General features: G+C 70.2%; 15 protein-coding genes. 6 read left to right on the top strand and 9 right to left on the bottom strand.

Going from position 1 to position 24,033, the window contains the following annotated elements; all coding sequences use genetic code 11:
* The first annotated feature begins 219 nt into the window (after window positions 1-219).
* From ACFVXG_RS30830 to ACFVXG_RS30820, 3 genes are read left to right on the top strand one after another with little or no spacing between them, the layout of a single operon-like run.
* Complete coding sequence (locus ACFVXG_RS30830; protein ID WP_387932072.1) at window positions 220-1,359, top strand: GNAT family N-acetyltransferase; 1,140 nt, start codon at window positions 220-222, stop codon at window positions 1,357-1,359.
* Window positions 1,356-2,531, top strand: coding sequence for an acyl-protein synthase (locus ACFVXG_RS30825; protein WP_387932070.1), 1,176 nt, complete (start codon window positions 1,356-1,358; stop codon window positions 2,529-2,531). The genes ACFVXG_RS30830 and ACFVXG_RS30825 overlap by 4 nt, the downstream gene beginning before the upstream one ends.
* Window positions 2,528-5,029: an acyl-CoA reductase gene (locus ACFVXG_RS30820; protein WP_387932068.1), complete on the top strand. Its 2,502-nt coding sequence runs from the start codon at window positions 2,528-2,530 to the stop codon at window positions 5,027-5,029. The genes ACFVXG_RS30825 and ACFVXG_RS30820 overlap by 4 nt, the downstream gene beginning before the upstream one ends.
* A gap of 85 nt (window positions 5,030-5,114) precedes the next feature.
* On the opposite strand, the gene ACFVXG_RS30815 is transcribed toward ACFVXG_RS30820, so the two are convergent.
* Complete coding sequence (locus tag ACFVXG_RS30815) at window positions 5,115-6,368, bottom strand: phenylacetate--CoA ligase family protein (RefSeq protein WP_387932066.1); 1,254 nt, start codon at window positions 6,366-6,368, stop codon at window positions 5,115-5,117.
* A 105-nt stretch (window positions 6,369-6,473) separates the two neighbouring features.
* Here ACFVXG_RS30815 and ACFVXG_RS30810 point away from each other — a divergent pair, with 105 nt between their 5' ends.
* A complete protein-coding gene (locus ACFVXG_RS30810; protein WP_387932064.1) occupies window positions 6,474-11,339 on the top strand; it encodes a hypothetical protein in 4,866 nt (1,621 codons plus the stop codon).
* A gap of 86 nt (window positions 11,340-11,425) precedes the next feature.
* On the opposite strand, the gene ACFVXG_RS30805 is transcribed toward ACFVXG_RS30810, so the two are convergent.
* On the bottom strand, window positions 11,426-11,581 hold the full coding sequence (locus ACFVXG_RS30805) for a hypothetical protein (protein WP_387932062.1): 156 nt from the start codon (window positions 11,579-11,581) through the stop codon (window positions 11,426-11,428).
* Here ACFVXG_RS30805 and ACFVXG_RS30800 point away from each other — a divergent pair.
* Entirely contained in the window at window positions 11,576-12,262 is a 687-nt protein-coding gene (locus tag ACFVXG_RS30800; protein ID WP_387932061.1) for a hypothetical protein, read from the top strand. The two genes, ACFVXG_RS30805 and ACFVXG_RS30800, sit on opposite strands and share 6 nt — an antisense overlap.
* A gap of 178 nt (window positions 12,263-12,440) precedes the next feature.
* On the opposite strand, the gene ACFVXG_RS30795 is transcribed toward ACFVXG_RS30800, so the two are convergent.
* Complete coding sequence (locus ACFVXG_RS30795; RefSeq protein ID WP_387932059.1) at window positions 12,441-13,895, bottom strand: amidase; 1,455 nt, start codon at window positions 13,893-13,895, stop codon at window positions 12,441-12,443.
* 142 nt (window positions 13,896-14,037) lie between these two features.
* On the opposite strand from ACFVXG_RS30795, the gene ACFVXG_RS30790 reads away from it, so the two are divergent.
* On the top strand, window positions 14,038-14,643 hold the full coding sequence (locus ACFVXG_RS30790) for a TetR/AcrR family transcriptional regulator (protein ID WP_387932057.1): 606 nt from the start codon (window positions 14,038-14,040) through the stop codon (window positions 14,641-14,643).
* Between the two features lie 131 nt (window positions 14,644-14,774).
* Here ACFVXG_RS30790 and ACFVXG_RS30785 read toward each other — a convergent pair whose 3' ends face one another.
* The 6 genes from ACFVXG_RS30785 to ACFVXG_RS30760 form a co-directional block, all read right to left on the bottom strand.
* The gene (locus ACFVXG_RS30785; protein ID WP_387932055.1) at window positions 14,775-15,134 is read right to left on the bottom strand and encodes a hypothetical protein; all 360 of its coding nucleotides are present in this window, start codon (window positions 15,132-15,134) and stop codon (window positions 14,775-14,777) included.
* 226 nt (window positions 15,135-15,360) lie between these two features.
* Window positions 15,361-17,979 (bottom strand): glycosyl hydrolase family 28-related protein, encoded by a 2,619-nt coding sequence (locus ACFVXG_RS30780; protein WP_387932053.1) that lies wholly within the window; start codon window positions 17,977-17,979, stop codon window positions 15,361-15,363.
* A 617-nt stretch (window positions 17,980-18,596) separates the two neighbouring features.
* The gene (locus tag ACFVXG_RS30775; protein WP_387932052.1) at window positions 18,597-19,145 is read right to left on the bottom strand and encodes a hypothetical protein; all 549 of its coding nucleotides are present in this window, start codon (window positions 19,143-19,145) and stop codon (window positions 18,597-18,599) included.
* 192 nt (window positions 19,146-19,337) lie between these two features.
* Complete coding sequence (locus tag ACFVXG_RS30770; RefSeq protein ID WP_387932050.1) at window positions 19,338-19,484, bottom strand: hypothetical protein; 147 nt, start codon at window positions 19,482-19,484, stop codon at window positions 19,338-19,340.
* An 873-nt stretch (window positions 19,485-20,357) separates the two neighbouring features.
* Complete coding sequence (locus ACFVXG_RS30765) at window positions 20,358-21,254, bottom strand: hypothetical protein (protein WP_387932049.1); 897 nt, start codon at window positions 21,252-21,254, stop codon at window positions 20,358-20,360.
* A 5-nt stretch (window positions 21,255-21,259) separates the two neighbouring features.
* Entirely contained in the window at window positions 21,260-23,911 is a 2,652-nt protein-coding gene (locus ACFVXG_RS30760; protein WP_387932047.1) for a hypothetical protein, read from the bottom strand.
* Between the last annotated feature and the right edge of the window lie 122 nt (window positions 23,912-24,033).

The raw sequence follows: 24,033 nt of genomic DNA, 5'->3' as shown, positions 1-24,033 counted from the left end.
CAATTCCGTACGTATTTCGCGTGCTTGTGATTCTCGTCGCATCCAAGCCTTCTGACGGCCTTTTAGCACCGTGACGGTCCGGTGCACCGTTGCGTGAGCGTTACTGTGGTGGAGCGGCAATGTGGCTGCTCGGACCGGGCACGCCTGCTTGCGACTCAAGTTTCTTTCGTGGTGCGCGTGCGATGAACCGTGTTCGCGCCGCCTTTTGGGAGAGGCGACTTGGCCCTCGAATTCATCCCGGCCCGTCCAGACGACGTGGCCGGTCTGTTGACGCTCTACCGCCAGGTGTACGGGCGGAGCTACGCGCTGCCGCTCGGCACCGACCCCGAGGTGATGGCCCGTGAGATCACGGCCCCGGATACCACCTGGCTGGTGGCCCGGGAGCCCGGCGGCGACCGGCTGCTCGGATCCATCCTCGGCACGGTCGACCCGGCCGCGCGGATCGGCAAGCTGCAGGGTCTGGTGATCCACCCCGACGCCCGTGGGCTCGGCGGGGCCAACCTCGCCGTCCAGCAGCTCGCCGACCAGCTGCTGACGGGCGACCACCCGGTCGACTCCGTGTACGCCACCGCCCGGACCGACACCACCGCCCCGCAGCGCATCTGCCTGAAGTCCGGCTTCCGCGCGCTCGGCGTGCTGCCGAACCTGCGCAAGGCCGCCTGGCACGAGACCATGGTGCTGCTGGCCAAGCACCGCGCGGGCGTGCTGGAGCAGCGGCTCCCGGTGCACAAGGTCCCGTCCGAACTCGGCGGGCTGGTACGGGCGCTGGCGGACGTGCCGGGGCCCGCGCAGCGACCGGAGCTCGTGGACGAGCCGCTGCCCAGGCCGAGGAAGGGCGGCAGCGCCGTCCGGGAGCTGGAGTTCATCGACGCGCCGGCCTTCGTGAGCCGCCGGTTCGACGGGCTGGAGGAGCGCTTCTACCCGTTCCACGAGCCGAACGTCATGCTCTCCGCCGCCGACGGCGCCTACGAGGTGTACGCGCACCTCAGCCCCGCCGACGGGTACTGCACGCTGATCGGCATCGAGCTCGCGGAGAGCGACGAGGAGATCGGCGAGGAGCTCGACACCATCACCGACCGGCTGGCCGCGCACGGCGCCCGGTACATCGAGGCCCTGGTGCCGCTGGACAGCTACCACCTGCTGCGCCGGCTGCTCGGACACGGCTTCCTGCCGGTGGCGGCCTACCCCGCCATGCGCCGGGAGGGCGAGGGCTTCCGCGACCACGTGGTACTCGCCCGGGTCCTGCAGCCGCTGGACTTCCGGGGCCTGGCCGTCGACGCCGCGTTCCAGCCGTTCACCGAGCAGTACATCGAGCTGTGGAAGAAGCAGCACCTCGACACCCACGGGATATTCCAATGAACACGTACCTCCAACCGGTCTCGGTACCGGACCCCGAAGCACTCGCCCACGTACAGCAGCTGGTCGACCTGGCCGAGCCGTACCGCGCCGGGGACGACGTGGACGCCCTGTTCACGGCGGCGATGAACGAGATCAACGCCTGGCACGCCGAGCGCTCGCCCTACTTCGGCAGGCTGTGGGAGGCCGAGGGGCACCACCTGGAGTCCATCGAGGAGCTCCACCGACTGCCGTTCGTGCACGCCAACTTCTTCAAGCTGCACGAGGTGCTGTCGCTGCCGCGCGAGGAGACGCTGCTGACCCTGACCTCCTCCGGCACGACCGGCCAGAAGTCGCAGATGGCCTTCGACGACTTCACCCTGCGCAACGGCCAGCGGATGGTCGCCCGGGTCTTCGACCACTACGGCTGGATCAGGTCCGAAGGCGACGAGCCGGTCAACTACCTGCTCTCCAACTACCAGCCCCGGCCGGGCCTGAACCTCGGCACCTCGTTCACCGACGAGTACCTGTGCCACTTCGCTCCCGTCCGCTCGGTCGAGTACGCGCTCAAGCACACCGGCAGCGGCCACGAGTTCGACCCGTTCGGCTGCGTCCGCGCGCTGATCCGCTTCGCCGAGGAGGGCGCGCCGGTCCGGATCCTCGGCTTCCCCGCCTTCCTCTCCTTCACGCTGGACCGGATGCGCGAACTCGGCCTGCCGCCCCTGCGGCTGAACCCGGAGTCGCTGGTGGTCTTCGGCGGCGGCTGGAAGGGCAACGCGGACAAGCAGGTCGCCAAGCCGGAGCTGTACCGGCGCATCCACGAGCAGCTCGGCATCCCGGACGGGCGGATCCGCGACGGCTACGGCGCGGTGGAGCACTCCGTCCTGCACATGGAGTGCCCCAACCACCGGCTGCACGTCCCGGTCTGGGCCCGCCAGCTGGTCCGCGACGTGCGCACGCTCCAGCCGCTGCCGTACGGCGAGAGCGGCTACCCCCAGTTCATCTCGCCGTACATCACCTCGGTGCCGGCCCAGTCCGTGCTGATGGGCGACCTCGTCACCCAGCACGCGCCGGAGGAGTGCGGCTGCGGCCTGCCCACGCCCTGGTTCGAGGTGCACGGGCGGGCCGGGCTCAGCCGCAACCGCAGCTGCGCCGTCGCCGCCGCCGAACTGCTCAAGACCGAGGGGACGAAGTGACTCAGCACTACTGGCAGGGCGCGTGGGTGGACGACGCGGAGGCGGCGGCCCGCCTGGAGCGCCTCGACGAGTACGCCGCCGGTGCGCTGGCCGAGCGGCTCAGCCCGATCACCGTGCTCGCCGCCTGCGACCGCCTGGCCGTCGCGCTGGCCGACCCGGCGGGCGAGCACTCCGTCAAGCTGGCGGGTCTGCTGCGCGAGGCGGGCGTGCCCGAGGACGAGACCTCGCGGACGATGCGCGACCTGACCGAGGCGCTGTCCCGGGAGGCGCTGGAGGTCAAGCTGACCCGCGAGCTCGGCGGCATCGACCCCGGGCGGCTGGCGCGCTTCGACTTCCGCCGGGAGATCTTCGAGGGCTGGCTGCCGGTCGGCCTGCTGGTGCACATCGCGCCCGGCAACGCACCCGCCGCCGCGGCGCTGACCGTGGTCGAGGGCCTGCTCGCGGGCAACCTCAACGTCGTCAAGACCAGCGGCGAGGGGCGGTTCACCCATGAACTGCTCGCCACCCTGGCCGAGTTCGACGGCACCGGGGCGATCGCCCGGCAGGTCGTGGTGCTCGGCTTCCCGTCCTCGCGCACCGACTGGCTCCAGCGGCTGTGCGCGGCCGCCGACGCCGTCGCCGCTTGGGGCGGCGAGGAGGCCATCGCCTCGATCGCCGCGCTGATACCCGCCGGCTGCCGGCTCGTCGACTGGGGCCCGAAGCTCTCCTTCGCGTACCTGACGGCCGACGCCTGGTCCGCCCCCGGGACGCTGGACGGCATCGCCGACGACATCTGCCGCCTCGAACAGCAGGCCTGCGCCAGCCCGCAGGTGGTGTACCTGGACACCGAGGACGAGGACGAACTCTTCGCCTTCGCCGAGCGGTTCGCCGCCGTGCTCGCCGCCCGCGCACCCGCACCGCAGGACCGGGAGCAGCTGGAGAGCGCCGAGATCACCAACACCGTCCTGGTGGCCCGGCTGGAGGAGCACCTCGGGCTCACCAAGGTGCACGCCGCCCCCGACGCGAGCTGGCACGTGCTCGCCGACACCCGCAGCGCGCTGCGCGCCTCGCCCCTGCACCGCACGGTCTGGGTCAAGCCGCTGCCGCGCAAGCGGATCGCCGAGGTGCTGCGCCCGATGCGCCGCTACCTGCAGACCGCCGGGATCGGCGCGAGCCGCACCGACACCGCGGAGCTGGCCGGCGCGGTGCTGGCGGCGGGCGTCCAGCGGGTGACGGTGCCCGGCGGAATGCTCGGCAGCTACGACGGCGAGCCGCACGACGGCGTGTACGCGCTGCAGCGCTACAGCCGCCGGGTGGACGTCCAGCTGGACGAGCGGTTCACCGGCGACGCCTGCCTGGACGACCTGGTCGGTGCGCGCGCACTCACCCCTCCGGCGGTCGCGGTGACCGCCAAGACCGAGTTCGAGCAGCTGCAGACCGACCTCAGCCGTGCGGAGGTCTTCTTCCGCAGCGGCGGCAGCTCCGGCGCGCCCAAGCTCTCCGCGTTCAGCTGGGACGACTACCACGAGCACATGCGCTCCGGCGCGGAGGGCCTGCTCGCGGCCGGGTTCGACCCGCGGACCGACCGGGCGATGAACCTCTTCTTCGGCGGGCAGCTGTACGGCGGGTTCTCCAGCTTCTTCTCGGTGCTGGAGACGCTCGGGGCGGTCCAGTACCCGATGATGGCGCAGGACGACCACGCGGCGGTCGCCCGGTCGGTGGTCGAGCACCGGGTCGACACCCTGTTCGGCATGCCGAACTACCTGCTGCGGATCTTCACCGAGGGCGCGGACCTGCTGCGCGAGTACCGCGGTGTGCGCAAGCTCTTCTACGGCGGCGAGCACTTCCCGGCCGGCCGACGCGAGTGGCTGCGCGAGGAGTTCGGGGTCGAGGTGATCCGGGCCGGCGCGTACGGCAGCGTGGACGCGGGCCCGCTCGGCTACCAGTGCCCGGACGCGCCGGAGCGGGTCTACCACCTGTTCAGCGGACTCCACACGCTGGAGATCCTCGACCGCGAGGAGGACCGGCCCGCGTCGGCGGGCGAGGCCGGGCGGCTGGTGTTCACCGCGCACACCCGGCGCGGGCAGCGGCTGGACCGGTACGAGATCGGCGACCTCGGGCGCTGGCTGGCCGAGGACTGCCCGTGCGGTCGGCGCACCCCGCGTTTCGAACTGCTGGGGCGCTTCGGCGACATCTTCCGCAGCGGCAGCCACTTCCTCAACTACCGGCGGTTCGTCCAGGTCGCGGAGGAGCGGCTGGAGCACCACGGTGCGCTGCAGATCCTGCTGGACGAGGACGACGCCGCCAACGAGACGCTGACCGTCCGGCTGGAGGGCCGGCCGCAGGACGGGCCGGGCGTCCGGGAGTTCCTGGACGGGTACCCGGACCTCGCGGCGGCGGTGGAGCGGGACCGGCTGGTGGACCTGCGCGTGGAGTGCGTCCCGGCCGCGGACTTCGCGCAGACGGCGGCGAGCGGGAAGCTGCTGGCCGTGGTGGACCGGCGGTCCAGGAACCGCTGACGTTCCCGAGGGAGCGGGGCAACCGCGCGAGCGGCCGTGCATCGTGGGAGGATGCACGGCCGCTCGCGCGTTCTCCCAGCGGACGTCAGTTCGCGCGCTGGTCGACGAGGCGGATCAGTTTGCCCGTGCGCGGGTTGATGTCCAGTCCGTCCGGGCCGACCCACTCGAAGGCGAGCGGGTGGATGTTCTCCTTCCGGACCTCCGCGCCGAACATCGGCCGGGCCTCGTCCAGCACGGCGAGCAGCTCCCGCTCGAAGTCGGCCGAGCGGGCCGGGCCGGCCAGCCGCAGGAGCAGTTCGTCCTTGGCCTCGCGGTGCCGGAGCACGACCTGCAGGTCGCCGACCGCGCCCTGCCGGTCGGCCCGGGCGGCCATGGCGCGCAGGTCCTCCAGGTAGACGGTGACCACGCCGACCCGGGCGCCCTCCTCGGAACGGCCGAGCAGCCGGAAGCGTCGTCGCGGGTAGTCGACCCACTCGGCCATGTCGCCGACCGGGTAGCGGATCACCGGCATCAGACGACGCACCAGGTCGGTGGCGACGACCCGGCCCGCACGGCCCTCCTCGGTGATCGGCTCGCCGGTCTCGGGGTCGAGCAGCTCGATCACCTTGTCGGTGCTGAACACCTCGTGCACCCGGGTGTCCGGCTCGTCCGCCACCGGCCCGGCCAGGATGCCCGCGTCCACGCTGGCGTAGCCGATCGAGCGGACCCGCGCGTTCGGGAAGGCGGTGGCCATGAGCGTCAACTGGTCGCCGTAGAAGGCCTCTCCGGCGAACAGCGCCAGCCGGACCTGCGGCAGCGTCCCCACGGTCTCGGTCACCTGGCGGGCCAGCCGGCACAGTGAGGTCGGCGGTGCGGCGATCACCGTGGCGCGGAAGTCCCGCAGGGTCTCGACGGTGTAGTCCAGCGGCGCCGCACCGCCGATCGGCAGCTGCACCAACGGGACCGGCGCCTCCTGGAAGGCGTTGAGGGTGAAGACGAAGCTGGAGTACAGCTCCCCGGCGTAGAACAGATTGGCCGCCCGGTCGCCCGCCCGCACCCCGGCGGCGGGCAGCCCGCCGGCGAAGCGCCGGGCCATCGCACGCCACTCGTCGCGGGTGTAGACCGAGACGCGCGGTGCGCCGGTGGTGCCGCCGGTCTTGAAGACGATGCCGTCCTGGTGCGGGCCGGTGAGCAGACCACTGCGCTCGATGCCGTGGGCGCCCCAGTAGGCGGTGTGGTCGATCAGCGGCAGCGCCGACAGGTCGGCGACGTCGCCGGGCAGTCCGGCGTAGAGGTCGCGGTAGAAGGGCGAGTGCTCGCGTACATGGGCCAGGAGATCAGCCAGCTGATGATCAGTCATGTCGTCCAAACCTGCGATGTGATTACCCGTTGATCGTAACCGCATCGCCGCGGGCCGGACGCCGTGCCCCGCGGCCGGGCACGGCCGGAAGCGGATAATGGGTAGATGTCATCTAAGTCCTCGACGGGCGGCGGCGCGACAGCGCGAGGAGCGAGCTTCGAGGCCCTGTGCCTGGCCTGGCTCGGTGCTCACTGCGTAGCCCAGAAGCCTCCGCCGGCCTCCTGGCTGGACAACGCCCTGGTGACATCGATCGGTGGCCAGACGGGCGAAGACGTCGATGACGCGGGAGCGTTGACCGACAGTGACGGTTGGCTACTGGTGCAGGCGAAGACCAAGCTGTCGCTGAGCGAGTTGGAAGACTCCGATCTGGCTTCTGCCTTGCAGCAGGCCGTGAAGCAGTACCGCAGAGGAGTGCCGGTCAGTCTGCAGGGGCAGCAGCAGGGGCAGCGACCTCTCGACCCTGCCCGGGACCGCATCGTGATCGTGACGAACGGCCCTGGCGTATCTACGGTCCGAGACAGCCTGGCAAACGTTGTCGACCGCTTGGCCACGTTGCCTGACGCGGTGCCCTTGGACAGCGTGGCCTACAACAAGCCCGAGACAACGGCCAGGAACGCGCTTCTCGGCCACGTGCGCAGGCTCTGGGAAGCCGAGGCGCACACGCCGCCGACCGACAGCGAGCTGAGGGCCTTTCTGAGGGTGCTGCGCGTACGCGTTCTCTCCCTGGAAGAAGGGGAGGAGGACCGCCAGGTCGCGCAGAGTCTGCTGTCGCCGACGCTGGCGACTGCAACGCCGAGCGGCACTGCATGGAGGGCTCTCGAGACCGTCGGAACCGCCCTGCACAAGGGCATGCAGTGGATGCGTCGTGCGGACGTAGAGGCCCGCATGAAGCACGAAGGCTGCATCTTCGGGCTGCGCCCCGAGGTGCACACCGATGTCCAGCTCCTGCGGGACTACAGTTCAAAGCGCCTGACAGGTGACCTCCGGGAGGTCAAGATCCCGACGGTCGCCGGAGACGTCGTGCTCCAGCGGGACCTCGACGCGGTGGTCGCCGGCGCCGGCGACGGTTTCGTTCTGGTCGGCGCCCCCGGGGCCGGAAAGACCGCGGTCGCGGCCCAGCTCGCTCGCCTGCTGAGCGACCAGGGGGAGGACATGGTCTATCTCCCGGTCAGTGCGTTGACGGGCGCTTCGGCGCACCTGCGCGGCGACCTCGGCATCCAGCAGCCCCTTCACGTGATCTTGCAAGGGTGGGACGGGCCGCAACCGGGGACTCTGATCCTGGACAACCTGGACGGCACCCGCCTCGCAGAAGGCAGTGACTGGCTCTCGAACCTTCTCGGCGAACTCCAGGGCACCCGCTGGAGGGTGATCGCCACTGTCCGCAGCTTCGACATCAAGAACAACCGTAGCTGGCGGCAGGCCTTCCACGGAGCCCCGGTCGATCCCGCGCGCGCGGACAGCTCCCTCGCGGGCACCCGGCACCTGCTCGTGGATGACCTCACCGACCCCGAGATCGCGCCCGTCCGGGCCGCCAGCCCCGTGCTGGACGCCGTCTTCGCCCAGCCCAACACCCACCTGGCCCGCCTGCTGCGGAACCCGTTCAACCTGCGACTCGCCGCCGAGCTGGTGCAAGACCCGAACGCCTCACTGGCCGCGATCATCAGCCAGCTCGACCTGCTGAACAGCTACTGGGAAAGGCGAGTCACTGACGCCAGCGATGGGTACGCCCGCGAAGGCGTCCTGACCGCGCTGACCCAGGAGATGATCCGACTGCGCCGGGACCGCATCGGCCGTCCCGCCACCGTTTTGGACCCCGCAGGGTTGGCGCGCCTGAAGGACATCCTGCACGACGGCGTCCTGCGCGAGGAGACAGCTGGTGGCTCCCTCGCGGCAGCACCCATCCTGTACGCACACCCCGTCCTGTTCGACTACGGAGTCGCCCGCCTCATCCTCAGCGACGCCACGGATCCCTCCCACGCTGCAAGCCAACTCGATCAGTCCCCGGACCTCGCTGTCCTGGCCCGCCCCAGCCTCGACATGCATCTCGCTCACCTGTGGCACAGCGATCCGAGCCGCAAGCCGTTCTGGACGCTGGCCCTGCGACTGGCGCCACAATCGCAAGGACACCCGCTCGCGGCAGCAGCGACCGCCTACGTCGCCCTTCAACAGGCGATCACAGCAGCCGACCTACAGCCCCTCATCCAGGCGTGCTTCGGGGAGTCTGCACTCGTTGAGGCGACAACGGCCCAGGAGTACCTCGCCTACCAGATCACCGGAGCCCTCGACCCGGAGAACACCGCCTCCGAGGAACTGCACCAGAACGTGCAAGCCCTGTCCGAGACTGCCGAGGCCCTAGCCCAACGTGCCCTGGATACGACGGACCTCCAACTCGCGCGTACTGCTGGCATTCTGCTCGACCGCCTCCGCAGAGCCGACCCCGCCACCACTGCGGGTGCCGCGGGCCGGGCCGAGCGCGCTCGGGCAACTGTGTGCCTGCTTCAGATCGCGCTCAAAGATCCCTCGAACCCCCAGTACGAGTCACTCGCGAATTTCAGCGCCAACTCCTTCCTGGACGCCGTCGCTATCGATCCCACGTCCAACGCACCGATCCTCGACGAGATTCTCGCCGCCGCCACCATGAAGCACTGGGGCGTCTCGGTCATCTCCGCCTTCGCCCGCCGATTCGGCGAACTGGCCACTGCCGCGCCTGCACGGTCCGTGCACCTTGCTGAGGCCGTCTGGAGCTTTGAGGAGACACGCGATCAAAAGACCGCGCTGACGTACTCGCAGATCAGTTCGTTCACCGGCACGCGCGAAGGCGATCTCCAAGGGGTGCGGTTCGACATTGGCCGGCAGTACCCCGCCCTTCTCGCCAAGGACCTGCACACGGCCGTCGATCTCTACCTCCGCATTCTCGACACCCTCCCCATCGATGTCGCCCTGCCCGAGAGCGACGCACGTCCCCGCGTGACGTACGGACGCCACCTGCGAGCAGCGGGGGGCCACGAGGTACTGGTGACCATGACGGACGCCTTCGTCCGCCACGTGCGAGAGCTCGCAACGCAACGCCACGCTGACTTGGCACATGTCCTTCAGGAACTGAAAGACAAGCTCCACCACAGCGACGTGTGGAACAAGGTCCTCGAGGCCGCAGCCAGTGACCGTGAGGGCCTCGGCCTGCCGATGGCTGAGCTCCTGTCCGCCGGAGACCTGCTCGGCTCCGCTGCGACCTGTGTCCAAGCCGGACACCTCCTGGCCCGGATCACCCCGCTCTGCGACGACACCCAGCACCAGGCTCTCGAACAGCGCATCCTCCACCTGCACGACGCCGAGACCGCGACCGGGCAACCGCACCTCAGCCCCGAGACGGCTGCCACCCTCCTCGCGGTCCTAGACCGCGGCCGGTTGGCAGACGAGAAGTCCACCAACCTCCTGCAGCCCTACGACGCCCAGGGCGGACCGCCGGCTCTGCCTCCTGCTCACCTGAACTCCGGCCTCCTCCAGGTACAGGACTTCAGCCTGTCTACTGGCATCCCCTCAGGCGGGCGGCCGACCACCCTGCAGCAGGCGGTAGAGGCAGTCCGCGCCGACCTTGTGGCCACCGGATCCCAGGACGCGGCGCAGGCCCAGGCCGCCAAGGTCCAACTGCGCTCGACGTTCGCCCAGTTGCGCCACGAGTTCAACGAGTCCCGGACGAACAACGCCCAAGTCGACGCAACACCACAACAACTGGCCGAGGCCGCGAACCAACTGGTCCTCGGCGCACACGGACTCGCCCAGGACGAAACGGTTCTGCCCGACACAGAGCTCGGCACGAACATCCGCGCAACCCTGATCGAGGCAGCCCCCGCCCCGAACGCAACCCAAGCAACGTACAGCGAGATCAAGGCCGTAGAGGCCCTCGTCAGCCTGAGCGCCCGCCCGGACTGGGGCAGCGCCCCAGAGGTCCACCCCTTGCTGCAGACGTTCCTGGGCCACCCCTCCTCAGCCATCCGAGCCATCGCTTCACAGACCATTGCCCACCGCACCACCGACTCGTCCCAGCTCGCCCAGACACTGCGCCAACGCCTGGAGACGGAGCCCGACGACCTGGTACGCCTGTCCCTCCTACGTGTCCTCGTCTCCCTCATCCACAACGCCCCCAGCATTGTCGACGCGACCCTGGGTGAACTGTCACAAGCCGACGACTGGCAGCTCCTGTCGCCACATCCGGAGCAGCTCGCTGACGACAGCACGAACGCGACCCAGCTTCGTGAGTACATCGTCGAGGTGCTGGTCTACCTGGCAGTCACTCGGGAAGCGCCTGCCAGCACGTTGCTCCTGACGGGATGGCTTTCCAACCCAGTCGGCTCCACGGAACGGGCAGAGAGGACCTGCGTCATCCTGCGGCAGTTCCTCAACCCCGCTCCGCCCACCCCGGCCGAGTACCAGGACCGGACGTTCGCGCTCCTCGCGCTGCCCCTGCCCGCGATCACACAGCTCCTTAGCTCTGCCCCGGCCACGAACGACCCGAACGGCAGGGCCGCTCTGCGCGTGTGCCGGGCGATCTCCCGCGAGCTCTACCTCGCCAGCGGCGCATCAGAGATCGCAGCAAAGAACATGTCGCTTGGTGACCCGAAGGCGTTCGCTGATCACGCCCTCCCGGTCCTGGACGACCTCGCGTCCGTGGGGAACCCGGCGGTGACTCACGACGTCATCAACATTCTCGGGCATCTGCGTTCCCTCCACCCGCGTCGAGTCTTCCTCAGCGTCGCCTCCGCAGTTACCGCGACAAAGGACTACGCGCGCGAGCTCCAAGGCCTCGAAGCGGTACTCGAGATCGTCGACGCCTACCTGGCGGAGCACAGGGAGCTGCTACTGAACGACCCCGCCTGCATGACGGCCCTGCGCCGGGTGCTGGAGTCCTTCGTCCACCTCGGATGGGAGCCGGCCATCAAACGCGCCCAGGAGCTGCCAGAGCTGTTCCGGTAACCGCCGGTATCCGGCCTGGCAGAACTGGCGGCCAGTCTCCGCCGTCGCTGCGGCGGGGGAGGCAGCGGCCCACGGCCACGGCGCTGTCAGTCCGAGAAGAGCTGCGTCCCTACGTCGCCGAGAACCAGGCAGAGGACCGCGAGGCCGTCGCCATGTTCGGCGGTGCCGGGCAGCAGGACTAACATCTGAGGGTTGTCCTCGGCGCCCGTCCGGGCCTCGTCGTGCCGGAGCCCGTCGTGCATGTCGAGGCGTGGGAGGCCGGCGCGACGCTGCACGCCGCCCTCGCCCGCCACCCCAACCGCCCCGCCCGCACCCGCTTCACCCAGGACGAGGACGACGGTCAGGAGGACGGGCTGCGCGGCGACGTCCCTCACCGGGTCCGCCGCCGGGCGGCCGGGATGACCCTGGAGAACCTCCAGCAGGCCCTGGAACAGGCCCGGGTCGAGGAGCGCCACGCGGATCGGTACGCCGACGCCGGGGACGAGACCGCCTATGCCACCGCAGCCACCGTCTGCGCCGAGTGGCAGCGCGTGCGGCCACACCGCCGGACCAGGGCCGAGCGCTACGACCCCGACCGCGACACCGCCCTCCAGCACGCGCTGCGCGCCCAACGCCACCGCCAGGACGTCGCCGAATGCGCCCGCGAGGCCGCCCACCGGGCCCGCCAGACCACCGCCGCCGCCCTCCGCCGCCTCGCCGGCACCGCCGCCCAGCCCCCTCTGCACCGCCCTCGACCGCGCGGGCCTGTACGCGCTCACCGACGACGACCACCAGGCCGTCCGCGACCTCACCCGCCACCTCGACCCCGCCACGCTGCGCCAGGTCGCGAGCTGGCTGGAGCGCACCCGCACCGCCACCTTCGCGCTGCGCGGCACCGAGCAGGCCCGCCCACCCGTCCCAGGACGCGCCGCGGCCGGTTCTGACCGGCTCTGTTCACGGGAACGGGTTCTGGCTCGACTTCTGTGGGGCGGCGGCGTGGGCGCTCGTCCCTGCGGCGGGCTCGGGCCTCTTGCCTGCGGGTTCTTCGGCGTTACGGGGCCGGTCCGCTGAGCGCTGGGGGGCCGCCGCAGAAGTTGAGCCGGAACCGGGAAATTGACGGCGCTAGCAGGGGTTGTGGTGGCTGCCCGCCCACACGGCGGGGGTTCGCTGCGCCCAGGGGGCGGCCTGTTCCAGCTGTCCGGCGAGACGGAAGAGGACGTCCTCGCGTCCGAATCCCGCGGCGAACTGGATGCCGATCGGGAGTCCGGTGGCGGGGTCGGTCTCCAGGGGGACGGACATCGCGGGGGTGCCCGCGACGTTGAACGCGGCGGTGAAGGGCGAGCGGTGGAGGAGTTGCCTGAGCCAGCCGGGGCCGTCGGCGCCCTCGGCACTGCCGGCGTACGTGCCCAAGGGGAGGGGCAGTTCGGGCAGGGTCGGGGTGAGCAGCACGTCGTAGTCGGTGAAGTACCGGCCGATCGCGCGCGCGACGCTGTTGCGCATCGCGAGCGCGTGGACGAACTCGGCCCCGCTCACCTGCTGTCCGTAGGCGTAGCTGGCCAGCGTCTCGGGTTCGACGGTGGTGGGGTCGACGGGTCGTTCGAAAGCCGCGGCGAAGCCGTCGATCCACGTCACCAGGTTGGTGCTCCAGAGGCGGGCGTTGGCCAGGATGAAGTCCTCCCAGCTGACTCCGAGGTCGACCTGGACCTCTTCCACCCGGTGTCCCAGGGACTCGACGAGTCGTGCGGAGCGGAGTGTGGCATCGACGACGGTGCCGTCGACTGCCCGGCCGCCCCAGGGCCGCGTAAGGAGGCCGATCCGCAGGCTCCCCGGGGAGCGGGTGATCTCCTGTGCGTAGGGCCGCTCCGGCCGCTGGGCGGAATAGGGGTCGCCGGCCTCGGGGCCTTGGACGAGGTCCAGCAGCGCGGCGCTGTCGCGTACCGAACGGCTGAGCACGCCGTGGACGGCGAGCCCGTTGAAGACCTCGTCCGCGTCGGGGCCCATGGAGATCCGGCCGCGGGTCGGCTTCAGCCCGAACAGACCGTTGCTGGCCGCGGGGACACGGATGGAGCCCGCTGCGTCGGTGGCATGCGCGATCGGGACGATGCCTGCGGCGACGGCGGCTCCCGAGCCGCCGCTGGAGCCGCCGGGGCTACGGGTCGGGTCCCAGGGGTTGCGGGTGGCGCCGTACAGGACGCCTTCCGTGGTGGTGCTGTAGGCGAACTCCGGAGTCGCCGTGCGTCCGAGCGTCACCAGCCCTGCGCGACGGAAGCGTGCCATGAGCGATGAGTCGGCCCCGGCGACGTTCCCGGCGGCGATACGGCTGCCCAGCTCCACCCGCTTGCCGGCCATCGCGACGGCAAGGTCCTTGATCAGGAAGGGCACCCCCGCCAGTGGCGTACTGCCGGGAGCCGGCGTGTCCTGTGCGGGCCAGGTCTCGACGACGGCGTTGATCCGTGGATTCACCGCGTCGGACGCCAGCTGGGCGGTCGAGGCGAGCTCGGCGGGAGTCACTTGGCTGCGGGCCACCAGGTCCGCCAGGCCGACGCCGTCGTGGCTCACGTACTCGGAGAGCTTCATTTTCGTCCGTTCAGGAGCATCGATACCGGTTGGCGATACCGATCGGTATCTCATGAGACCGATCGGTATCGTGTGGGACTGAGCGGTACCGTAGCATTGCGGCCAGGGCGGTGGACCGCCCGCGGGACCGATGAGAGGCCGTATGGCGAACACGGACAGGGCCAGCAGGCAGAGCAGGGTGGCCAAGTTGCCGCCCCGGGAGCGGATCCTCGACGCGGCGGAGCACCTCTTCTCGCGTGAGGGGATCAAGGCGGTGGGTGTCCAGGCGATCGCCGGCCGGGCCGAGACCACCAAGATGGCGCTGTACCGCCATTTCGCGACCAAGGACGCGCTGGTCGAGGAATGGCTGCGCATCGTCGCAGCCGACTACACCGCCGTGTTCGACCAGTTGGAGACCGCACACCCCGACGAGCCCCGGGCACAGATCCTGGGGATGGCCCGGTTCATCGCCGACGGACTTCCCGAGATCTCCCACCGGGGGTGTCCGTTCATCAACACCATCGCGGAACTGCCCGACCGCGCCCACCCGGCGCGGCGGCTGATCGAGGCCCACAAGGCCGGCCAGGTGCGCCGGCTCACCGACCTGTGCGCCCGGGCCGGGCTGCCCTATCCGGACGAGGCGGCCGCGGAGATCACCTTCGCCCTTGAAGGAGCCCAGGTAAGCGCCCAGAACGGAAGCATCGAGCATGCGGCTGAGCGGCTCATGAGGATCGTCGAGGATGTCGTGAGCCCGAAGGCCGCCCCGTGAAGGGTCACGCTACGGAGTGAGGAGGGCGCGTAGCCGGGCATGGCAGGACCCCTGCGCAGCGGCAAGGGCAAGGTCTGCCACCGATACGGCGAAGGCCGGGACGGCGCCGTCATCTCTGACAGGCTGCCGCACTACGCGACCGGCGGGGCGAACAGCAGAGCCCGTACGTCCGCGAGGATCAGCCGCTGCATCCAGGTGGCGAGCACAAGGGCCTCCTGGACACCGGCGCAGGCGAACTGGGCGACCTTGGTGTCGGGGGCGGGGCCGACGAGGACGTCGATCGTGAGCCCGGCGTCGGGTGAGGAAGGCTGCGCAGGTGCGTCGGCCACCGTGCGCGGCAGCGCGCCGGCGTACTCCCTGGTCTGCAAGGCGCCGGGGACGACGCGGGAGGAGTAGGCGCCGACGCAGGTGGCCGGTCGGCAGTCGCGCGGGCCGTGATCTGCCGGATCTCGCCGCAGGTTCCGCAGAGTCTGGGCGGTGCCTCGTAGCATTGGTCGCAGACCGGACCGTCGTCGCCCTGGTGCCGCCCTGTACCGCGCCGTGCTGCGCCGGGTCGCGGCGCAGCGGCGGCCGGCGACGGGCCCGCCGTCCTCCGCCAGCATGGCGCGTTCAGGTCGAGGACGATGTCCATCACGTCGAAGAAGGTTCCGCGGGCCCCGCCTACCTCGGCGGAAGAGCACCGGCCGGCAGCACTGTGAGCGGTGCGCCGACGGTTCCTCACGGGGTTACCGAGATGGGCAGGACGTTGCTCGCCCCGTGCCCGCTGACCACCAGGACGTTGTACGCACCGGCGCGGGGCAGGGCCGGCATGGTGAAGGTGAGCGAGGCGAACGACTTGGCGGTGATCGTTCCGACGATGTTGGCGAGGGAGCCGATGTAGACGACGGTCGCCTCGTCGAGGTTCTTTCCCGTGACCGTGATCGAACCGCCGCCCGCCGCGTGGGCGGTGTCCGGGGTGAGGGAGAACAGGACGGGGGCGGAGCTGGTGACGGCGCCCCGCTGGGTCCAGTGCCCGCTCATCGAGTTGGCCAGGGAGTAGTAGAGGGTGAGGATCCGTCCCCGGGGGACGGAGACGCTGCCGCCCGGCTCGCAGTCGAGGACGAGGCCGGTCGGCAGGACGGTGCCGTCCGGCCTGGGCCTGCCGTCGTGGAAGGTCAGCGGGTGCTCGCTGATGTTGCAGACCGCGATCTCCTGTCCGTCGGCGCCCGCGGAGAAGGTGGGCGTGGCGGTGATGTCCGCCGCCGAGTCGATCGTGCCGCGGTCCGCCAGGAAGTTGAGGTTTCGTCCCGTCACCTCGACCTGCGTGGTCCAGGGGCTGCGGTCGATGGTCACGGCCGCGCCGCCGCTGGGCATCGTGAGGGTGCCCGTGTTCGTGAAGTTGCTGCCCCGTATGGCGGCGATGCCGCTCGTGGTTCTCGAGCCGACCGGTTGCAGGCCGAAGGCGCCATCTGGGGTTTTCACCCAGTCGGCCGCCGTGCCGATGATCCCGTAGTTGCGGTTGGAGATCTCGTTCAGGACGAGACGGAAACCGTCCGGGTGTCCGAGCCACATCGGCTGGTCGATCGTGATCCCCCGGGCCTGGCCGATGAAGATGCACCCGCCGCGGAAGACGGTGCCTTCGAAGTAGGCGTGCGAGATCGTCGTGTCGAGCCCCAGGCCGTTCGACGGCGACAGCGTGCCGATCACGATGCCGGCGAAGCCGCACCCGTAGAAGTCCTGGTTCTCCAGCAGCGGACCGTACTTGGCGCGGCTCACGACGCCGCTGCCGGCGCACGAGTAGAAGTGCCCGGTGTCCATGCGCGTGCGGTTGCAGTCCTGTTGGATCGCGAGGTCCGCGCCCGCCCCGTCGAGTGCGTCGCTCCAGCCGTCGCCGACCCCGATGGCGAACGGCTGTCCCGACAGGTCCCGGGTCGGCGGGTGGAGTCCCTGGACGGTGATCCGGTCCGGACCGTCGATGCCGACGATCTCCAGTCTTTCCAGGGTGTCGTCGTCCGTGGCGCCGATGACGATGAAGTCCCCTGGCCGGGCCGGAATCTTGGTGAAGTCCGTGCCCGCCCCGAGCACCGTCGGCACACCGGCCCGGCAGGACACCGTTCCGCTGACCGGCGTGACGAGCCGCAGGTTGCCGTACCGCAGGGCGAGCGAGGGCGAGCAGTACATCGTCCCGCACCGGACGGCCCAGACCTCCCGCGCGTAGATGTTGTCGTTGTTCGCGGCCAACGTGCCGTCGTGCGTGGCCAGCTCCTCGTCGGTCAGTCCTCCCACCACCCGGTAGCCGTCCTTGACCGTCTCACCGACCCACACGTCGTCGAGGTGCAGCCGCCCCGCCCCGTGCAGATGGAGCCCGTGATCGGCGACGCCGCCCCCGTGGAGGCTGATGCCGCTCAGCGTGACCCAGCCGGCGGCGATCGACAGGATCGACCGCATGCCGGCCCCGACCGCCGTGATCTGGCTGCCCCCGCCCGAAAAGCCGGTCGTTCCCCTGCCCCGGATCGAGAGCCCGGTGTCCGAGGCCCCGGCGAGGTAGCTCTCGACGGCGATCTCTGTGCTCGTCCGGTAGGTTCCGCCGGGAAGGTGGACGCAGCCGGAGACCGTCCTGGCCGCGCGGATCGTGGCGACCAGCGGTTCGGTGTCGTTGGCCGTGCCGTCACCGGCCGCGCCGAACCACCGGACGTTGAGCTCCCCGGCGTCGCGCCGCCGCACCCAGCGCCCCGACACGTGGGTGGAGCGGGCGCAGGGGAACGACAGGCCGCCGTCGCCCACCGACCCGCCGCTCGTGTACGAGCCGCTCGGAGCCGCGGGAAGGCTGAAGACGTCCGGCGCCATAACCCCGACGGGCAGGTACCGGTCGTCCAGCGCGAACCCGCCCGTCCCGTCCACCCCCGCCACCACCGCACGCCCGCCCGGCGCGAGCCCGTGCGGCCCGGACGTGGTCACGGTGACGCTCGTCGCCGTCCCGCCTCCCGTGTGCGCGGCGTTCCCCCGTGACCCGAGCAGCGCGAAGGACTGCGGACTGTGCGGGTCGACCGCGATCATCCACGGGCCGTTGGCGGTGGTGTTCCCGGGGACCCCTTCGATGAGAACGACCTGCCCGGTGACGAACTGGTGCCCGGGCGCCGTGACGACGATCGGCCCGGGAACGGCCGGGTCGAAGCCGACCCGCGTGATCCCGGCCGAGGCGACCGTGGCCCCCGTGATGTGCGTGGAGTCGAAGAAGAAGGTCCCGCCGCCGCCGTCCTGGCCCGAGGTGTAGCCCGCCACTTCAACGGCGTCCCCGGCCTGCGGCGACCGGATCGCCTGCAGCGCAGCAATGGTGGAAACACTGGAAACAGTCACGACAGACACCACCCGGGTCCGGCGACCGAGCGTCATCGGCAGCACGGCGCCGCCTGGTTCGGAATGAAGGCCTTGCCTGCTCTTTCGAGCATACGCGGGAGCCCTACCACGCGCCCTGCCCGCCTGCCGCCCGCACCTCGGGCGGGCCGGGGTCCACAGGACATGCGCCGGAGACCGGGGTGCCGGTGCTGACGGTGGAGGTCGACCGCTCGACCACGGCCCCGGCCGGTGTCGCCGCGAAGTTCCCCCGGTACCGCGAGCTGTTCCGCACCAGGGTCCGCGACAACGACCCGGCCCTCGCCGGCCGGGAGCCGGCCGACCGGACGGTGCACTGGTGGCGCCGTACCTGGCCCGGCCACACCCGCGCCGGGTTTCCGCCGGTCGCCCTGGTCGTCACCGACGCCGGACCGGTCGCGCTGGCCAACCGGCAGGACGCGGTGGCCAACCGGCAGGACGCGGTGGCCGAGCTGTCGGCGGAGTTCTGGCGCGGGCAGGGGTACACCGCTCACCAACGACGACCACCAGGCCGTCCGCGACCTCACCCACCACCTCGACCCTGCCAGGCTGTGCCAGGTCATGAGCTGGCTGGAGCGTACCTGCACCGCCGACTAGACCCCTCAGTAGTGTTTGCTGCTGTAATCCGCGTCGATCCTCGACGACTTCAGGTATCCCCAGATGATCGCCCAGAGGATGCATCCGAGCAGGGGTGTCAGTCCGACGGTCAGGTCGAACCAAAATGGCGATTCCTTGTGCCTGAGGTGGGCGATCAAGTCGGTGAAGTAGAAGCCGAGTGACCCGCCGAAGCCGACCACGCTCAGGAGCGTGACCAGCAGGCGCCATTTCTCGATCATCTGTTCTGCTCGCCCGACTCTGGGCCTGACACCTTGCCAACCAACGGCGACACGCCATCCGGCAGCGGAGCGCAACTGCTGCGCGTACCAGGCCGCAAGACGGTCCCGGAAGAGCCAGTACAGGAAGAGCTCGCCAGCAGCGATGGACACCAGGAGCGCTGCCCAGCGAGGAGGAACGTGAATCGCGGCGGTGGCACCGAGCAGCGCAAGACCAAGGAGCCCGAAGAGAATAGACCCGTAGGCGTCCCGACCGTCTTCCATGAGCCACGCGACTGACTCCGGATCGGTCGCTCTGCCCCAGCGGGTCCTCGTCATGCGATTCAGGCTAGGCGGCCGCGCACCGCGAAAGTGGTAGCGGCGCCGCGCCGATTCCCCGCCGCCGCGCCGTGCCACATCCGCGTCCCGGCAGCCGTTCTGGTCTGCGCCCTGGTCGATCCGTGGTGGGAGGTGTGGGTGCTGCACGAGACGTTCTACCCGGCGAGGGACCGCAAGGTGTGACCTGTTGGGTTATCGGCAGAGTTCGAAGACGATGTCGTCGAAGTCGGGGAACTCCTGGCCCGCGTGCTCGATGATGGCTTCGGCCGGGCGTCGGGGGCCGGGGGCGAAGCGTTCCGCGATGTCGGTCCGTTCCGGGCTGGGGCGTGGGGCCCTCACACCCTGGGCATCCACGCGCCGGCGGGCCAGATCCGGGTGAGCGCCTCGAACTCGCAGTCCTTGTGCCTGCCGGAGCGGGAACCGGTCGCGAGCGGCCCCGGAGGGCCCCTGACATCCACTCCGGCCTCGGCGCGGTGCGGCCCCGCGAGGCCGGAAGGGGCTCGTTCAGGCCGCCGCGGAGGCCCTCTTCGCCGGGCTCCTGATGCAGCTCCCGATGCGACCCCTGACGTAGCTCCTGATGCCACCACCCCGACCCCGGGCGACCAACGGTATTTGTCCAGCTCAGACCGCCTACCAAGACGCCCGGAAATTCCGACAGCCCTCTCTGGGCCCGTCCTTGGCGTGGCAGCGGTGGGCGTGGTCGGGTCGGAGGTGCCTGCGGTGCCGAAGATGGACAGCGGGGCCGGCCGGGGCCGCGCCGCGCTGCGCCGGCGCCCGCAGCGCGGTTCGCCACCGTCCGGGCGTGCTCGTCGGTCCCTGGTGCTGCGCCCCCCGGGCGGGTCCTGGGCCCCGCCCGGGTCGCCCGAACGCGGTGCTGCAGGCCCCGGAGATCGGGGTACCGGTGCTGATGGTCGAGGTCTGCCGCTCCACCGCGGCACCGGAGCGGGTCGCCGCGGAGTTCACCGCCTACTGGCATCAGGTGATGCCAGACCGCGTTCTCTGCCTGGTCGCTACCCGACCGCCGAACGACACGCTCGCCCGGCGTTGGTTTGGCCGCCCGCCGCAAGCGCCCCTGACCAGGCCCGACCACCGTCGAAGCCTGCCAGCGAAGCTGCGGCGATCCCCGGGAGCACGCTGTTGCCTTTCTCCGGCGTATTCCGGTTGGCCTCCTGCTTGGGGCCAGCCGGGATACGCGGTCATTGACTGGCCGTATTAGGGCACGGGTAGGTTCTCGATCCGATAACTCGCCGCCACCTGCATTTGCAGCACCCTTTCCGCGGACATCACGCTGTCCCAGGTCCGGCCGCCGAGTTGATTGTCGATGATGGCCAGGGCGTTCCCGTTCACCCGGCCGTACACGACGTGCCCTCCGGTGCTGCCGCCGCGCATGAAGATGACGTAGTGCCCGTCGACGCCGCCATTGGCGACGGCGCGGAACTCGACAGGTTTCGGTGACAGTTTTATTCCCACCTGCTCGAACCAGTGGAGGGAGTAGTCCACTGCCGTCTTGAAGCTGCCGATGGTCTCCCGGGGAAGGCCGAAGCGGCGGACGAACACGGCGGCGTCGACCTCGACTCCGGTCATCTCCAGGACGACGCGCGCGGTGGTCTGTGCTGCACAGTCGCGCCACTTGACCGTGAACGCTGAGCCGATGCCGGTGACGCTCACCGCCCCCGCGCCGACCGGGCTCGCTGCGAGTGTGAAGATCGCGATCTTGGCGAGTTCCGCCGCCACCCACAGGGCCCGGGACTTGAACCGCTCGTTCTCGTACGTCGCGTTCGCGCCCTGCGAGAACCCCTGCCGTACGGCGACCGCCTGGGTCGGATTGGCCGCCGTGGGCAGCGGCGGAAGCCGCGTGTAGGCGTTCTGGACGATCGCGATCTTGGCGAGCCGGTCGTCCTTGTCCAAGCGGTCCCACAGGACCACACCGCTGGTCAGGGGCAGCGGCTTCAGGAACATGTCGCAGAAGTCCTCACTGAGCACCTCGAACTTGGCGTACGCCGCGCCCACCGGCACCGCCGCTCGGCGAAGGGCCTCGGCCTCCGGTGGGAGCGGGGAGGGAGGGCTGACGCCGGCCGCGGGCGCGGGCTGGCTCTGCGGGGTGCTCATCGCGCCTACCCGATGCCGGACAGGTCGGACGTGATCGCGATGTCGGTGCCGGACGTGGGGGTGTACTCGCCCCACTCCGCGATCAGAGCGCCCTTCTCACCCGGTTGCAGCACCGGGAAGGGCGAGCTGGTGCCGTTGTGCGCGAACTGCACCTTCTCCAAGACGATCTGGTTCGGGCCCGGAACCGCGGTGATGAGTACTGCCTCCTGGATCCCTCGCTCGTCTGCGACATCGAGCAGGACAGGCAAGCCCACGACGAAGTTGGCGCTGCTGTCGACCTTTACGATCACTGGCGTCGTGCTCGGTGCGATGTTCGCCGAGCAGGTGGTGTAGACGGCGTCCTGGAGCCGGGTCGCGGTCCTGGCGGGGTTCGCCGGCGGGATACCGGGGTAGTTCCGGTCGTCGTACGCGGCGATCTCCTGTGCGACGGACAGGTACGGGGCGGGGATCGTGGCCCCGATGGAGCCGCCTACGGCGTAGCGCATCCATGCCTCCTCCCAGCCCTTTCGGACGGTGAGCACGACCCGGGCGCTGCCGGCGCGTAGGAACGCCTGCCGGTTGGCGTCGGGATGGCGCAGCGCGCGAATGAACTGCCAGGCGGGCGGGACGTCCCAGAAGTAGGAGTAGAGGAAGCTGACGACGTTCTCCCACTCGATGGCCTCGTTGATGAACCGGATCACGTCCTCGTGCTGCCGCACCAGGGTCCACTGATCCAGCGTGAGGCCCAGAGTGGGGTCGTCGAAGCCGATGCCGTGCGGAAGGTCGACGCCCGCTGCGAGGAACGCGGCGATCACGTCGGCTGGCATGAGGTCGACGGTCGGGCCGAGGATGAACCGCAGCACGCTCTTCATGATTTCGTCGCTCTCCTCGCGACGCAGCGTGAGGGTGTCCACGTTGCTCAGCTGGTCCTCGATCGCCGCGATCTGGGCGGAGATCTCCTCCTGGTGTGCGAGGTAGCGTGCCTGGGCGGCGTCGAACAGCGCGGTCCACACGTCGTTGCGCCACTGTTCGACCGTGGTGGGATCCAGCTCGACACTCGCGGTGAGACCCGCGAACATCCGCTCGGCGTGATTGGTGAAGACGGTTACCTTCTGGTGGCCGGTCTCTCCCAGCAGGAAGGATGTTCCGGCGGTGGTCTTCAGGTGGTAGCCGCGGACGATCACGGGGTCGGTCGGCTGGTGCCAGGCCGGGTCCGCCACCACGCCGATGACGTCGAAGTCCAGTGCCAGGTTAGAGCCGTCGTGTCCCACCTGGGCGTCCAGGACGACATCGGTGATCCGAGTGCCCTCGGGAACGTCGAACTCCACGTCGAGGAACCACCAGTGGCCGTCGGACACCACGTGCTGACCGGCCTGCACCGGTGCGGGGGTGGTCGGATACGGCCGCACCGTGGCACCGTACTGGTCGGCCAGCCACTTGTACTTGGGCACCCCGTTCGGGTCCGGCAGCCCGGCCGGGTTCACCGCGTCGGTCGTGATGTCCGAGTGCTTGACCGAGAAGTCGAACGAGCCCTGCTGCCCGCGCAGCGTGTCGAGTTCGGCGTAGGCCCGCCGCATGGCCGCCCCGGGTTCCGGGATGACGATGTCGTAGGTGAGCCGGAGGCCGTAGCGGTAGAGGCGCACGCGCCACTTCCGCATCAGGCTGAAGTAGTCGATCCGCATCGGCTGCGTCTGGCTGGGGTTCTTCAGCTGCCGGGTCGACGATTCGGAGGTGCCCGTCTCCGTCTTCGTCGAAATGGTCATCTTGTGTTCCTGGCGTGACCTCGTCGAGGCCTTCTGGGTAGTGCTCCGGGCGTGCTTGATGCTGTCCGTGGCGGAGGCCGACTTGGCGTCCTGCGCGGTGAAACTCGCGGTACTCGACCCGGAGATGACGGGTATTCCGCCCTGCACTGTCCCGGTGATGTTGAACTGGTTGGAATGCTGGCTCTGCGAGGACGTCGACTGGGCCAGGTCGGTGTTGTCCGTGACGCCGGTTTCGCTGACCTGCTCCAGCGAGTCGGTCACGATCGTCGTGAACTCCTTGGAGGTGACGGACCATTCGGTCTGCGTCACCGCCGTCTCCTCCAGCGGGGAGAGCGGGATCGTGGCCAGGAGTTGGCCGCGCTCGATCCCGGAGGGCACCATCTCGATGCGCTCCAGGTTGAGCATCCCCACGGGCGGGGTGGCCGCGTCCAAGCCGCGCACCGCGACCACAGCGGTGTTGAGGGCCCAGGCGGACCGGCCGGTTTCCACGTCCGAGCTCCGCTCCTGCGCCCACCTCAGCCGCTCGGCCCGCAGGTCGACGAGTACCTCCGCAAAGGTCTTCAGCTCGTGGGCCGGCACCCTGGAGGCTGCGGCCAGGTCGGGCATCAGGGCCGGCACCAGCGGTGCTTCGAACGCGGTGAGCAGGTCGAGCGTGGCGGCGGAGACGCTGCGGGCCGAGCCGCCGCGCTGGTACACGCCCTCAGCAGCGCGGAGCCGCTCCCGGACCTGCTCGGTCTCACCCGGCTCCAGCGCGAACTGCCGGATCGCGACGATCTTGGACAGGCTGCCGGTTCCCGTCTCGGAGACCAGTGTGGTGGGGAACTTGACCGGAACCAGGGTTCCCTTCAGGACTTCCCGGGCCGAATTCTCCAGCGGCGGCGGGGGAAGGGACGGATCGGCAGGAACGGTAGGCATAGCGGATCTCCTCGCGGGGATCTCCGCGCGGCCGGGGGCTGGCAGGGCGCACGCGGACCACGTCTCAAGGTTCTCCGGCACGGCACACGGGAATCCCGGGGCGGTTTGCCCGGCGGAGGCAT

Source organism: Kitasatospora sp. NPDC058162, assembly GCF_042884005.1.
GTDB lineage: Bacteria > Actinomycetota > Actinomycetes > Streptomycetales > Streptomycetaceae > Kitasatospora.
The sequence above is the reverse complement of the archived record's forward strand: the minus strand, read 5'-3'. Positions and strand labels throughout refer to the sequence as shown.